The following is a 13,665-nucleotide window of genomic DNA, read 5'->3' on the forward strand; positions in this document are numbered from 1 at the left end:
GATGGTAAGAATTGCCATTGCCTATTTTATTATTGAGAAAAGAAAGCTGCGCCACAGCCTCGGCAGGCCATCGCGCAGCGATTTTGTTCAACTGGAAGTTGTCAGTCTTTCATCTTTTTTATCACTCACTAATTAACTGTAATCCATTAGGATTTAGCTGATATATTTTATCACACACCTCTTCAATGTACTTTCTATCGTGAGAAATGCTAATGACAGCCCCTGGAAATTCTCGGAGCATTTTTCTTATTACCGGGCCGGATAATGGTGAAAAATTTCTTGTAGGCTCATCCAGAATAAGAACATTCGCACCACTTAAACTCATCCTCAAAAGAAGCACTTTCGCCTTTTGTCCACCAGACAACTCCCGAATAGGATGCTCCATTTCATCTGGCGTGTATTTAAGTGAACCTAGGTATGTTCTAATTCTTGTACGCTCTTCTTTATCTCCTGTTTTATCAAGGTAATCAACCGGTGTAACAGATAGCTCCAACAAATCTTCATAATTTTGGGGCATATATTCTGCTTTAATATCATTCCGATTCATAAGTTCTTCCGCTATCTTTTTTAGAAGAGTCGTTTTTCCTGCCCCGTTGGCTCCTATAATACAGATTTTCTCTGATCCTTTTATTTTCAAATAAATTCCTTCTGCCAAAATTCTTTCGCCTTCTGGAGTCATTAGCTTTGAAAGTTCATATTCTATGACCGTTTTCCCTGTTGGAATGTATGCGTTTTTATCTCCTAATTTAAAAAAGATTGCTTCTTCCTGCTCCGGCATTTGCGTCATATTTTCGTCTTCTCTTTCAAATCTTCGCCCCATAGCCTTAACTGTGTGCATTTTGTCCTTCAAATTCTTTGCCACCGACGGCGCTTGTCTGGAACAATTTGCTAATGCGCTTTGCACACTCTGAGACACTCTTTGATATTTCTCATCTCGAATCTTTTTTTCCCTACGGTCACATAGTGCCCTCTGTTCTTGAAGTTCAAATTTATGAAGCCGTTCCTCCACATAGTTTCTATAGGGAAGCTTGGCCACGGTATATCTCGCTTCTGTTTTTCGCTTAATCTGCTCGATATGTATTACCATGTTGGCGGTACGCTCTATCAATGTTTCATCGTGTGAAATAAAAAGCACAATATGTTTCCATTCATTTATGGTTTTTTCCAGTAATGTAAGCGTCGCAATGTCAATATCATTTGAAGGTTCGTCTAACAATAGCACAGAAACATCGCGAATAAAAAGCCGCATGAGTTGTACCTTGACTTTTTCTCCTCCTGAAAGGCTCCCCATCATCTGACTACTGTAGAAAAAATCATTTTTTATTCCAAATTTTCCTGCAGTAACAGACAGTTCTTTTGGCGTTTTCTCCCAGAATATTTCTTCCTCAGAAAAATACTCGTATACGGTTTTTTTCTTATCTTCATCGGGCATCTCTTGCGGAAGGTAACCAAAACGTTCGTTTCCCATTACTCTTTCCCCATCCGCTTCTATATAGTTTTCTATAAGCGATGGATCATATATCCACTTCATTAATGTTGATTTTCCGTTCCCTTCTTCTCCAATGATAACTGCTTTATCTCCATCATTTAGCACAAGGTTGAAATCATCAAGAATTACTCTCAGGTCTTTTTTATGTGTTAAATTTAATTTCTTTATCTGTAACATAAAGTTCCTCCTTTTCGAAACACGAGTCAATTATTTTTGTACACACAAAAACGAGCCTTTTTTGCATACGCAAAAATAGACTCGCCAAATAGACCTTTATTCCTTTCCCTAAGGAAAAGCAAAGGAAATGCCTCTTGCGATAATCCAACTTAAGCGTACACAAAAATAAACCTATTTTCTACAGGCTCAATAACTATATGTGTCTTACTTAAATTAAATTATCTATTAATCATTTCCTCACCTTACACGAAATGTGCCATCCTTTTTTCTAATGATAATACTATCATACTGTATTTATTGTGTCAACACATTCCACCTTATAGAAGCGCAAATTCAAAGTTTCCATTGCCTCATTTACATAGTCAGGCTTTTCAAAATTCTTACTTTTTGTAAATTTCAAATTTTCGTTTCCCAATGTTTTGCTTTTCTAGCCTTTCCCATTTCTCACAATTGATTTTCTGCTTTTTATCCATGCATACAGCTAAAATTGTATTTTCATGCGAAATTCTCCATAACTGTTCCAACATAGCATCCATGGAATTCTTACCTTGTTCCCATTCCACCAAATTTCCGTATGGAACATCCGTAATAATTATATCAGGCAATATTTCCGGCAAAGGCATCGTACAATCCGCTTGGAAAATCTCTGTCGATATATCATTCCCCAGCATAATGCTTAATTTATCGCAACTATCTAATGCCTCCTTATGAGATTCCTTACCATAAGAATTGTAAAGTTCCTCTATCTCTGCTTTTCTCTTTTTCAAAGCAACATCAGTAAGTAAGGATATATTTTTCTTTGCATGAGCTACCATATCTTCATCAATATCACTACCATATATTTTTCTGATATACTTATTTTGAAAATATCCAAGAATTGTAAGGGAATAGCCTCCCCCACAACAAGGGTCATATATGACTAAATCCTCTTTTTTATTCGAACGCTCCAGTGCCCGACCGTAAATTTCAAGCAACAATCGAATCGGGAAATTCGGTATTCCTTTTCCTCCATAAAGAACCCGACCACTTGCAAAATCCTGAAAATTATCATCTTTACAATATAAATATTCCATTATCTGCTTAACCTATCGCTTTCGTCCAAACTCTTGATTTCGTTTTTACACAAAAACCTTTCCATGCACCCAATTTATCACATCATCAGCCACTTCTTTGGGCGATTTCATTGATATATCCAGCAACTCGTACTTGGTATCCCCCACCTGAGTATGTTCCATAAAATAACGATTATAATCGCATGAACTATTAATCCAGTTCTCGTCCGTTATTCCTCTGCCCTCTTGCATACGTTGTCTCAAAGAATCTTCATCCGTAACTAACGCCAAACAAATAATCTCACTAAAATACCGACTGTTGTATACTTTCGGAAAACGGTCAAGGCATCCCGCCATCGTCCACAAAACCAGTGTCCCTGACTGTATAATATCCTTTGAAATATTAGCAATAATTTCAACCCATTTATTACAGGATTCCTCATCATCCCAGTTTATAAAGCCTGTGAAAATATCAGCATCCAATACTACAAAATCAACTTTTCTCCTCATAATCTCAATCGCCGTAGTAGTTTTGCCTACTCCGCTGCACCCTGTCAGAATAAGTAACGGCAAGGATTTAAACTCCCATTCCGCACCGCATTTCGGGCAACGAAGTTTATTTTCAATTATTTCTTTGTCCCATTCGTAATTCCCACAATTTGAACATATCTCAATCATCCTTACACATCTCCAACTTCAAAGTTACTTTTCCTATAAATTGAACTTTAGCGTATACAAGCATTTACGAATTTCATTGGTACATCCATTCTTTCTGCCACTTGCTCTGGTGTCATGCCACTATCCAAGAAACGTTTACAAACTACTTTTATGTTCTCGCCAACCTCAATAATATGTTTATCAGGGTCATAAATTCTAACCACTCGCTGTCCCCATGAATGTTCCTTGATAGGATGGACGTATTCCACATCATACTTTTTCAGTCTATCAGCAAATTTGTCAAAGTTATCCTCTTCAAAATATACTTCAGAACTATTACTACCGAATGAAACGTTGTCTGTACCAATAAATTCATTCCAAGTTTCAAGTGTTTGCAGTGCCAAACCACCTGTCAAAGTCTTATTTGCACCAAAATCCATAATTACATGAAGCCCCAAAACTTTTATATAAAATTCCAATGACTTATTAATATCCGTTACTACCAACATAGGGTTTTTTATTTTCATCTACTATACCTCCGTCAAATTCAAATCTTCTGTTACTTTCAATCTCTCCACAAGACTGCAAGTTAATTTACAGTTCCGTATGAGCAATTTCCGTTCCTTTCTTAAATCGATTCTTCAAGGGCAGATAGTATATCAACATCATGAAAAGCGGTTGCTGCCACGACAAGCCTATGACACACCCAATCAGTTTTATGTTCGCAGACAAAATGCCGACTATAAAGGCAAGAACAGAAGAAACAATAATTAACCATTTGGTAAATATTATCTCAGATTCCGTAACTATGTCTTGCTTTCTGATTGTTGTTACCCTAAGCAATATTGCGAAAATCAGAATAAATATCGTCGCAAACAATACAGCTGAGCCTATCACAAGAAAAATCGTCAATCCGTTTACTCCCGCAACTGTAAGGTTAGCTAATGGTGTAAAATCAGAACCGTCAATATTTATGTTGTCCACATATTTGATTAAATTTTTGCCCAACATTACATTATATATTTCTCTTATATATCCTATTGAAAATATCCAATTAAGTATTGATGCTGCAACCAGCAGAACTCGTCTGACTAAACCTCTGCCCATTGTAATTCCCCCACTAACTTCAAATTTCACTTCCTATTGTACCACGCACATCTCTTACATTCCACTTATATTTTTGTAAAGATTTTGAAAAAGGCGGACTGCTAATCTATAGCAATCCGCCCGAAAAATTACCACACTTCTAAACTATCTTCTGCATCAATCCAAGCTTGCATTTCTCCATCCAACACTAAGCGTGCATACTCCATAGGTTCATCAATCGCAAGAGCATTTAATGCGCACTGTGAATTTGGTGTGATCTTCAATCCTTCCTCCGCCTTACTACAATCTATGCGAAGAAGCATATTATCAAAAGTGGTTATATCTATACTATTGCAGTACTGGTTATATGTAGCATATATAAGTTTCATAGCTTTTCGTCCTTTCGTTTTTATTACAGATAAGCCGGTTGTATTGGTAAATTGTTGTGTGTCCTAGAATTATCCTTTAGAACATGATACACATGTCTCCCGGAGGAGGTGTAAGAATGTCTGGTGTTACATTTTAATTTTTCCGCCACTTTAAGAAAATCCAGAAATGCTCGACTATCCATATCATCTTCTCCTTGTTTAATATTGCTTATTATTTTCTTTCTCAAATCCGTATACCCATTTTCCACGCAAAAACAGATATAGGAAAATCACAGAGCTGATGCTCCAGGTCAGGGGATATGCCCAGAATATCACCCGGATATCTGAGCAATGATCTGTGGAAGAATCAATATAAATATCACCACAAGAATCAGGGAACGCAGTGAAGAAATAAGTGCGGATTACCGAAATATTTTTAATCCATATTTTTTTAAATCCACCGTTCCATTGACAACCTCAATTCCATCTGCTTCCAGTAGCTTTTTCTGTACATCTTTACCGCCGAAGGCAAAAGCCCCTGACAGTTCTCCTCTGGAATTCACTACCCGATAACAGGGAATCTGCTCCGGATCCGGATTCTTATGGAGGGCATTCCCTACCGCTCTCGACATCCTCGGATTCCCTGCCATTTCGGCAACCTGACCATAAGTTGCAACGCATCCTTTCGGAATTTGCTTCACTGCCTCATAAATCTTCTTTGTCGGGCTGTATGTTACGAGATCATAGCTTTCGGATATCATTCTTTTAATATCTTTATCCGGTACCGTCCCATTTAGAATAATGGTATTCCAATGTTCCTTATTCTGATGATAACCAGCCTGTACAGATTCATAGGCACTTCGCCAAAAATCACGCCACTCCGGGTTTGCCTTTACATTCAGATTAACATAACCGTTTCGTTCATAGATCCATAAAAAAATTTTTTTGTTTTCCCTCGCTCTTACCACCTGCCAGTTCTGGTCACGGAAAGGTCTTTCCGTATATGTATTCTGAAATGATAAACCGAATTCCAACGCTGCTTTTCGTGTAATCATGCAATTTTGATTCATTTGTTTCACCCTTATTCCCTGTCCCACATCTCGGCTGTTTTCTCACTCTGATCACATTCTTTTAAAAAGCCCTATCCTCACACGGAAAAAGTCAAGCTGTTTATTACATCTATTTTTCCCCTTCATTCGCTTCCTCTATTGTCACACTCTCCTGTACCTGCATATCCGTATACTGAACACGAATAACTGCCTGCGGCCAGTTTATGCTGACCATTGCTGTTTTGTCTTTCTCATCTCCTGCTTTCCGGATAAGCTCCAGCAATTCCTTCAGTACTTCCTTTGTCAGATAACCGCCTCTCCAGTGAAAAATAAGTACCCTGCCTTTCTTCGCCGCCTGCAAAGAACGTTTATACACATCCTCTTTCTTAGTAAAAGAAAGCTTCTTCTCCTTATAGTAAAAGTGCTCATGATCACCGCAGTGAGGCGCCGGCGCAATAAGAGGCTCATGATCCCTGAAAATCTGTGAATCATCCAAATTGAAATAATCATAGCGGATTTCAGAAGTCTCACGATCTTTCCCCAAGGTATTATCAAAGGTCGCATCCAGATGATAATATGTACCTCCTATTTTTACGATATTCCATGTGTGGCGATACTTAATCCCCTTCTCAGGATTATTTCCACAGATTGCAATCACACACCAGACTCCCAGTGCATCTAACAAAACCTTTACTGCTTTTGCGATTCCCTCACAAACACCAACGCCTTGCCCCAACGGTCCGATAATTTCATGGGAATATGATTTTTTCAGTTTGTCATAGCGGATATTTTCACAGATAAAATCATGTACATACTTCTCTTTCTCCCACTCAGACAGCTTCTGAGCCGGGCGAATCAGCTTCTCAACTCTGGCAGTCATAGCCTTTTGATGTTCGCAAATCTTCTTTTTATCAAAAAGATACTCCGGAATAAAAATCAGATTCGGAGAATCTTTATAATACCGGTATTTATAACTGCTCACCCAAAATATCTCCGGATGATCCAGACGCATCTGAAAAAATACATTATAAAGTTCTTCTCCCTCTAATGCCGGAATCTGAAATTCATCCGCCAGGTTTTTCACACCGCTAAGAATGCTGTGATATGCAGCCTGCTGCGCCTTATTCATATGGTTGTAATAATATTGCTCCATTGTTATCTTATCTCCAAGTTCTTCGTCACTTATAATCCCTTCCGGTACATTTCACTGATCACTGCCTGCGCATGTTCAGATTCCTTTTTCTCTATTATCTGTGCCCTGTCACTTAAAATCGCCAGCATCTCATCTACCAGATCTTCGATTTTAGGATTTGTATACCGATACAAATAACCCAGCATTCTGGTTGCGGTATAATCTGTATTCATATTTTTATATGCGATCTCTGCACAAAACTCCTTCGGATAACCCTTGCTGAGCAAAACCCTGTATAGTTCTTCTGTTCTTTCTGATGCCATGTTTTTGCCTTTCTTATCATGTTTCTGTGTCACCAGCCATCTGATTTACCTCGTCAAAAATCATATGATATAGCTATGTTTTTTCTTATAGTAACATACTTCAACTGATATTCGCAATCAGAACATGGAGCTTATTTGATATGGAAAAAGATTGTTACAAGGCACTGAGTAAACAGTAACACAGTAACTCCAAGACTTACAAGGTTATCAACGTGACAGTAGAATGTGCGCAATAACTATGTTATACTGATAATATCTAAATGCTTCAGATAACAAGCAATCAATACACTAGAGTGTGTTTGAAAAATGCTTTCTGTAAAATGTGCGTCACAATTTGTTGGTACACTCGTTACTATCTGAATCATTCAGGCCACATTCTCAGGAGGAAAAAATGTCGAAAAAAGAAATAAGTTTTACAGAAGGACCTGTGTTCCAGTCTTTGCTTCGGTTTGCCATTCCCGTACTTGGAGCATTGATCCTGCAGGCTGCGTATGGTGCAGTTGATTTGCTGATTGTTGGAAAATTTGGAAATGCCTCGAGTATTTCCGCAGTAGGAACAGGAAGTTCCTTTATGCAGATGGCTACTTTTATCATTACAAGCCTTGCAATGGGCTCCACCGTAATAATCGGGCATCACATCGGAGAACAAAAACCAAAGGAAGCAGGAAATGCGGTCGGAACTACGATCATTCTTTTTCTGATCATTGCTGTCATCATGACATTTGTACTGGAATTTGCCGCCGGAGGAATTGCGCATCTTTTACAGGCACCGGCTGAATCCTTTGACAAAACGATTCTTTATATCAGAATCTGTTCTGCCGGTATCGTTATTATTATTGCATACAACGTAATCAGCGGGGTGCTGCGAGGTGTGGGAAATGCAAACCTTCCACTTCTGTTCGTAGGAATTGCCTGCATCGTAAATATTCTGGGAGATTTGCTTCTGGTTGGAGTATTTCACATGGATGTTGCAGGTGCCGCCATTGCCACTGTATTTGCACAGTTTGTCTCTGTTGTCTGTTCTGTCGTTGTATTAAGAAAGCAGGATATGCCTATAGAATTTTCCAGAGAACAATGTCGGATTTATAAGGAAGAGTTGGGGAAAATATTGAACGTAGGTGTGCCGATTGCACTTCAGGAGACAACGGTTCAGATTTCATTTCTTGTCGTAAATTCTGTTATCAATCAGATGGGTCTGATGCCATCTGCCGGATATGGAATTGCACAGAAAATCGTTTCCTTTATTATGCTGGTTCCGTCCTCTATCATGCAGAGTGTATCAGCATTTGTTGCACAGAATATCGGTGCCGGAAAGAAAAGCCGGGCATGGAAGGGTTTTTACACTGCAATCATTACCGGATGTTCCGTTGGAATCATCATCTTTATGGTAGGATTCTTCGGAGGCGGAGTATTATCCTCTTTCTTTACCAATGATTCCGAGGTAATCGCGCAGAGTGCCGCTTACCTGAAAGGTTTCTCTGCCGACTGTATACTGACTTGTGTACTTTTCAGCAGTATCGGATATTTTAATGGCTGTGGAAAAAGTATTCCTGTTATGATCCAGGGAATCACTTCCGCATTCTGCATCCGAATTCCGGTATCTATCATTATGTCGAGATTACCGGAAACATCTCTGACTTATGTTGGAATGGCGACACCTATCACAACTGTATATGGAATTATCTTTTTTGTAATCTGTTTCCGGCTGTTAAATAAAAACTCAGCCAAATAATAAAAATGGTTTCCTGTTATCAGTTCTCTTAGTAGAGATGCTGATAACAGAAAACCATTTCCATTATTTGATTATCCTCCGATACATGAATCGCATAGAAAATTTCATTAAGATACGAATCACGTACAACTGTCAGATACCATGCCTGAATCCATAAACTTCATAATCTTATCTAAATACATTTCCATCGTCCTGTCATCGCTGCGGTAGGTCTCATGTCTGGTTCCCGGCAGGTAAACATATTCGCAGGAAGTAATTCCTCTGTGATTGATTTTCTCTGCAAATTTTCTCAATGCGTTTACAGATACAAAATCATCTCTTTCTGCCTGAAATAGCAACACAGGTGCTGTCAGTTTCTTCCATCCACAATATTTTATGTACCAACTCATTTTTACAGACGCCAGAAGCCACCCATAAGAAGCTGCACTAACCTGGAATTTTTTATTCTCTTTACACAGCTCATTATATTTTTCGAATCTCGGTCTGGAAGTACATCCACTGGTTTCGAAAGTCTCACCACCATCATAAGGCTTCTGACCAGCCACATAGTCTTCCTCCCTTCCCAAAAGGCACTTCGTCTGTGCAATAGCAATCACCAATGGCCAGGGAACATTTCCGGTAAGCGGGCGGAGCATAGGAGAATTCAATATAATCTTCTGAAACAGTTGTGGCTCCCATGCAGCTGCAATTGTGCCAATCGCCCCACCCATAGAATGCGCAAAAAGAACTAACGGCAGTTCAGGATATGTTTTTTTAATTACATGGCATATTTTCAAAAAATCTCTCACATATCGCTTCCAGGTATCTATATGTACAAGAGATGAATCTGCTGTCAGACGATAACTTTGTCCATGTCCCATATGTTCCGGCATATACACATGATATCCAGCCTTCAGAAAATAATAAATCATCTCATCATATTTCGGCGCTGCTTCTGTAAAGCCATGACTGATTATAATCACGCCTTTCGGCTTCTCTGCCAGATAACGCTGTACATGAATTTTCCCCACTATCCCCGTGTCTTTTCGATGCAGATGATCCTCTGCACCAGGAACGTACCCCTCCTGACGGTGCGTTGCAAGATATGGTTCTATTTCATCATTCATTTTATACAAATATTCATTCTCATATATTATTTCCATTGTATGTACTCCTGTTGCTTTTTCATAATTCTATTGCTATCTGCTTTTCACCATTCGATACATGCCTGTATTATAATCTTTGCTGGTGCCTATTAATAATCCCATTAATCTTTTTCTCATTATAAAATACCAGTATAATTCCGCCTATACAACAGAATACTGCAGCTCCAAAAGCAGCAACTCTATAACCAGTTCCCTCTGCTGCCCCTATCGTCGAGACTGCTGTAAATATCAACATGGAAATACTCTGCCCAAGTTTAAACGCAAATGTTCTCGCCGCATAAAACATTCCTTCACGATTGCTTCCTGATGTAATCGAGTCGCTCTGCGAAATATCTGCCACAACAGCCTGCGGAAGAATTCCGAAAATTGCCATAGGAAGGGCCGCTACGACTGTCAGGATCAGTCCCTGCACCGATGCCGGAATAAAACTCATTTTTCCCATAAATCCGGTATAAAAATAAGCAAGACTAAATACTGCAAATGCGAACAAGATCATCTTTTTCTTTCCAAGTTTAGGAGTAAGCTTATTTACCGGAATATAAAATACAAGGGACAGCGCTGTCATTCCCACAAAATACAAAGTTGTCATCGTTTCCGGAAGCTTCAAAAGACTGGTGACAAAAAATGGAAGACCTGTCTGAAACATGGTAAGTGCAATCCAGTAGAAAATATCAGATGCCACAAACTTGCGAAATTCTCCATTCTTAAAAGTAGCTGCAAGAGATCCAAAAGCTGACTCTTTTGCAGGAACCGTATCTACATAATCCTTTTCACGGATACAAAATACCGGCACAAGCATACAGATAAACGCTATAGCCGCCATCAAAGTAAAGGTCATACGGATAGCACCAACTCTGCCAAAAGCAGGAATAAACATCCCCCATATCGTAGGTGCCAGATACGCCACTGCAGTTCCGGCAATAAATGTAAAGGAAATGACTGTGGAAATATTAAGTCTTTCCTGCTGGGTATGTCCAAGCTCCGGAATCAACGCATTATATGGTGTACAGTAAGCAGTAATGGAAAGATAGTACGCCAGAATCATAACCAGCAAGAACACTCCATTGGTCCAGCTGTTTTTATTAACCGGTGACCAGAAAACCAGTACTGTAGAAAGCGCCAGCGGTAAAGATGCCCATTTCAGAAATGGAATTCTTCGCCCATTCTTTGACGTGCATCTGTCAGATAAAGATGCGATCATTGGATCTGTAAAAGCATCAAAAATTCTTCCGAAAGCTGTAATTCCGCCAATAATAGTAAATATGCCGAAGACCACCAGACCCTGTGGAATAAACACTGTCTGTCCCTGACTGATAGCTGTCTTATCCGGCTGATAAAAATATACAAGCCAGTTAGAAATAATCCCGGACAACATCGCCCATCCAAACTGTCCGGCTGCAAACTGCCATATTTTCCCTGTTGTTAACTTTTTCATCGTGCACCTCCAGATTTCAGAACTACTGCTTATTTCTTGCAAGAATCGAACTCTTTTCCAGGCATGGAAGTTCTTCTCCTTCAACAGTCGTCACAATTCCGCCTGCTTCTTCAACAATAAGTGCACCTGCCGCAAAGTCCCATGGAGATAAAATAAGCTCGAAATAAATTTCCGCTCTTCCTGATGCTATGGCACATAAATCAAGTGCCGCAGATCCGCTTCGTCGGATATCAAGGCATTTTTGAAAATATTCGTAAGCTAATTCAAAGGATGCCTTCGCAAGCTCCGTATTATACGGTGATGAACCAAACAAAACAATGCTGTTTGCCAGATCATCCTTCGATACATGAATCGCATTTCCATTCATATATGCACCCTCACCGGAAATCGCAGAGAAAGTTTCATTAAGATACGGATTATGCACGACTCCCAGATATCTCTTTCCATTTCGAATCAATCCAATAGATACGCAGCTCATATGATAATCTTTGATAAAATTGGTAGTTCCATCAATCGGATCCACCACAAAAATGTATTCTGCATTTCTGTTAATCTGGCAATCCTCTTCTTCCCCCAAAAATTCCGCTTCCGGAAGAATCTCAGACAACTTTTTCTCCAGCATTTTCTGAATTTTGCAATCATACTTCGTAACAAAATTTGCTTTTCCAGCCTTATCCTTAATGCCAAAATTCGCCCTGTCTGCCTGAAGCATAACCTGTCCGCACTCTTTTGCTGCTTCAATTATTTCGTTTAATATCGTATGTGGAGTTTTCTCCTTTAGTTCCATATTGTCTGTCACCTCTCAATAAAAAATGGTTTCCTTTTTATCAATACTTTTATAATTTCTCATACTTTTCAATCAGACACTGATGTTCTTTTGTCTTCTTGTCATAGTTTATCCCAACCAGCAAAATATCTCCGGTATAATCCAGAACTGAATCCGGATATTGCTTTTCCTTAATCTGCTGCAATGCTGTCTTGACATTCTTATTCCATTTAAGTTCTACGACAAGCGCCGGATAACTGGAAACGTATTCTGGTTTTGGAATAAATACAAAGTCTGCAAACCCACGTCCTGTCGGCAGTTCACGAACTGGTTTAAAATAATATTCCATTGAACTCAGATATGCAATTGCAAGTACACTGCTCAAAGAATTCTCATTATTATACTGAATATTCGAAACATACTCTGTATGGATTTTCTCAATTCCCTCTACAACTGCTTCTTCATCCATGTCCAGCGTAGCCTCCAGTAAATGTTCTGATTCCTGCTGAAAAATAATCATCTCATTCCATTTTCTACTCTCAACCGCCGTAGTCAGCTCCTGCCGGATTTCTTCATTTGGAACAAATGCAGTTCTTCTGTTCTGATTATATCCCAGATAGCCAAGATGGATCAAATACGTAAGTACATCATCTTTGCTTTGTATATTCACCGTATCATTTTTGAAAGCAGATGTATTTACTTTAATCGAAGCACCGGAAAGTATTTCAATTATAGCATTTTTCAAACCATCATAATTCATATTGATAAAAGGAACAATTGCTTCATAAGAAGCAGTCTCCGACCAGTAACTTCTAAACCTGCCCCGCACACAAACACTTACTACTGCTTTAGGATTATATACCTGATAGTCCTCCAACAAATAACCATCATACCAATATTTTACTTTCTCAAAATCTCTGTGATATCTTTCGCAAAGATCCTTCACTTCAGCTTCTGTAAATCCAATATATGGCGCCATCACTCCTGCATCAAGCATTGTAAACTCATCAAAATTATTTAATGCAGACTGCGTTTTTTCTTTCTTTATCGGCAAAATACCTGTAAGATACGCCAACTGAATATATTTTGTCGGTTCCGTTCCCTTAAACATTGCCCGCAAAAAATTAATGTACTTTTCCTGTACTTTTTTATTTGCCGCTTCATTGTTATTGACCTCTTAAAATAGCGTAATAATGATTACCTTGCGTGTCTCTGGATTGTTCTGTATACTGTCATCAGTTTACAGAAAGAAAA

Annotated in this window: 14 protein-coding genes and 1 pseudogene; 1 reads left to right on the plus strand and 14 read right to left on the minus strand. The window is 38.9% G+C overall.

What is annotated here, in order from left to right:
- Nucleotides 1–121: 121 nt before the first annotated feature.
- From ACTNC6_RS15575 to ACTNC6_RS15620, 10 genes are all read right to left on the minus strand, one after another.
- Nucleotides 122–1,666 carry an ATP-binding cassette domain-containing protein gene (locus tag ACTNC6_RS15575; protein WP_346793722.1) on the minus strand — a complete coding sequence of 515 codons (1,545 nt, stop codon included), beginning with the start codon at nt 1,664–1,666 and terminating at the stop codon, nt 122–124.
- A 380-nt stretch (nt 1,667–2,046) separates the two neighbouring features.
- Complete coding sequence (locus tag ACTNC6_RS15580; RefSeq protein WP_118408998.1) at nt 2,047–2,739, minus strand: hypothetical protein; 693 nt, start codon at nt 2,737–2,739, stop codon at nt 2,047–2,049.
- A gap of 45 nt (nt 2,740–2,784) precedes the next feature.
- Nucleotides 2,785–3,396: a hypothetical protein gene (locus ACTNC6_RS15585; RefSeq protein ID WP_235359923.1), complete on the minus strand. Its 612-nt coding sequence runs from the start codon at nt 3,394–3,396 to the stop codon at nt 2,785–2,787.
- 47 nt (nt 3,397–3,443) lie between these two features.
- A complete protein-coding gene (locus ACTNC6_RS15590) occupies nt 3,444–3,902 on the minus strand; it encodes a VOC family protein (RefSeq protein ID WP_118408994.1) in 459 nt (152 codons plus the stop codon).
- 67 nt (nt 3,903–3,969) lie between these two features.
- Nucleotides 3,970–4,482, minus strand: a complete 513-nt coding sequence (locus ACTNC6_RS15595; protein WP_346793724.1) for a hypothetical protein — start codon at nt 4,480–4,482, stop codon at nt 3,970–3,972.
- Nucleotides 4,483–4,610: 128 nt separating this feature from the next.
- The gene (locus tag ACTNC6_RS15600) at nt 4,611–4,850 is read right to left on the minus strand and encodes a DUF6061 family protein (protein ID WP_119202560.1); all 240 of its coding nucleotides are present in this window, start codon (nt 4,848–4,850) and stop codon (nt 4,611–4,613) included.
- A 401-nt stretch (nt 4,851–5,251) separates the two neighbouring features.
- On the minus strand, nt 5,252–5,884 hold the full coding sequence (locus ACTNC6_RS15605; protein WP_441044560.1) for a methylated-DNA--[protein]-cysteine S-methyltransferase: 633 nt from the start codon (nt 5,882–5,884) through the stop codon (nt 5,252–5,254).
- A gap of 124 nt (nt 5,885–6,008) precedes the next feature.
- On the minus strand, nt 6,009–7,031 hold the full coding sequence (locus tag ACTNC6_RS15610; RefSeq protein WP_020994048.1) for a transglutaminase domain-containing protein: 1,023 nt from the start codon (nt 7,029–7,031) through the stop codon (nt 6,009–6,011).
- 29 nt (nt 7,032–7,060) lie between these two features.
- Nucleotides 7,061–7,333: a hypothetical protein gene (locus ACTNC6_RS15615; protein ID WP_026648161.1), complete on the minus strand. Its 273-nt coding sequence runs from the start codon at nt 7,331–7,333 to the stop codon at nt 7,061–7,063.
- A 236-nt stretch (nt 7,334–7,569) separates the two neighbouring features.
- Entirely contained in the window at nt 7,570–7,698 is a 129-nt protein-coding gene (locus tag ACTNC6_RS15620; RefSeq protein ID WP_441044556.1) for a DUF6783 domain-containing protein, read from the minus strand.
- Nucleotides 7,699–7,724: 26 nt separating this feature from the next.
- On the opposite strand from ACTNC6_RS15620, the gene ACTNC6_RS15625 reads away from it, so the two are divergent.
- The gene (locus tag ACTNC6_RS15625; protein WP_441035376.1) at nt 7,725–9,065 is read left to right on the plus strand and encodes an MATE family efflux transporter; all 1,341 of its coding nucleotides are present in this window, start codon (nt 7,725–7,727) and stop codon (nt 9,063–9,065) included.
- Nucleotides 9,066–9,184: 119 nt separating this feature from the next.
- Here the strand turns inward: ACTNC6_RS15625 and ACTNC6_RS15630 are convergent, their stop codons facing one another.
- The 4 genes and pseudogenes from ACTNC6_RS15630 to ACTNC6_RS15645 all read right to left on the minus strand — a co-directional run.
- A complete protein-coding gene (locus ACTNC6_RS15630; protein WP_441044557.1) occupies nt 9,185–10,207 on the minus strand; it encodes an alpha/beta fold hydrolase in 1,023 nt (340 codons plus the stop codon).
- 70 nt (nt 10,208–10,277) lie between these two features.
- The gene (locus tag ACTNC6_RS15635; RefSeq protein WP_441044558.1) at nt 10,278–11,645 is read right to left on the minus strand and encodes an MFS transporter; all 1,368 of its coding nucleotides are present in this window, start codon (nt 11,643–11,645) and stop codon (nt 10,278–10,280) included.
- Between the two features lie 22 nt (nt 11,646–11,667).
- Complete coding sequence (locus tag ACTNC6_RS15640) at nt 11,668–12,432, minus strand: inositol monophosphatase family protein (protein ID WP_441044559.1); 765 nt, start codon at nt 12,430–12,432, stop codon at nt 11,668–11,670.
- Between the two features lie 49 nt (nt 12,433–12,481).
- Nucleotides 12,482–13,576: pseudogene (locus tag ACTNC6_RS15645) on the minus strand (PD-(D/E)XK nuclease domain-containing protein); the annotation flags it as partial.
- Nucleotides 13,577–13,665 lie beyond the last annotated feature (89 nt).

Source organism: Blautia sp. HCP3S3_C4 (assembly GCF_052064095.1).
GTDB lineage: Bacteria > Bacillota > Clostridia > Lachnospirales > Lachnospiraceae > Blautia_A.

Bases quoted from the DNA above. Each gene is read 5' to 3' on its own strand.
- ACTNC6_RS15575 (WP_346793722.1), bottom strand. From the start codon at position 1,666: ATGTTACAGATAAAGAAATTAAATTTAACACATAAAAAAGACCTGAGA.
- ACTNC6_RS15580 (WP_118408998.1), bottom strand. From the start codon at position 2,739: ATGGAATATTTATATTGTAAAGATGATAATTTTCAGGATTTTGCAAGT.
- ACTNC6_RS15585 (WP_235359923.1), bottom strand. From the start codon at position 3,396: ATGATTGAGATATGTTCAAATTGTGGGAATTACGAATGGGACAAAGAA.
- ACTNC6_RS15590 (WP_118408994.1), bottom strand. From the start codon at position 3,902: ATGAAAATAAAAAACCCTATGTTGGTAGTAACGGATATTAATAAGTCA.
- ACTNC6_RS15595 (WP_346793724.1), bottom strand. From the start codon at position 4,482: ATGGGCAGAGGTTTAGTCAGACGAGTTCTGCTGGTTGCAGCATCAATA.
- ACTNC6_RS15600 (WP_119202560.1), bottom strand. From the start codon at position 4,850: ATGAAACTTATATATGCTACATATAACCAGTACTGCAATAGTATAGAT.
- ACTNC6_RS15605 (WP_441044560.1), bottom strand. From the start codon at position 5,884: ATGATTACACGAAAAGCAGCGTTGGAATTCGGTTTATCATTTCAGAAT.
- ACTNC6_RS15610 (WP_020994048.1), bottom strand. From the start codon at position 7,031: ATGGAGCAATATTATTACAACCATATGAATAAGGCGCAGCAGGCTGCA.
- ACTNC6_RS15615 (WP_026648161.1), bottom strand. From the start codon at position 7,333: ATGGCATCAGAAAGAACAGAAGAACTATACAGGGTTTTGCTCAGCAAG.
- ACTNC6_RS15620 (WP_441044556.1), bottom strand. From the start codon at position 7,698: ATGATTCAGATAGTAACGAGTGTACCAACAAATTGTGACGCACATTTT.
- ACTNC6_RS15625 (WP_441035376.1), top strand. From the start codon at position 7,725: ATGTCGAAAAAAGAAATAAGTTTTACAGAAGGACCTGTGTTCCAGTCT.
- ACTNC6_RS15630 (WP_441044557.1), bottom strand. From the start codon at position 10,207: ATGGAAATAATATATGAGAATGAATATTTGTATAAAATGAATGATGAA.
- ACTNC6_RS15635 (WP_441044558.1), bottom strand. From the start codon at position 11,645: ATGAAAAAGTTAACAACAGGGAAAATATGGCAGTTTGCAGCCGGACAG.
- ACTNC6_RS15640 (WP_441044559.1), bottom strand. From the start codon at position 12,432: ATGGAACTAAAGGAGAAAACTCCACATACGATATTAAACGAAATAATT.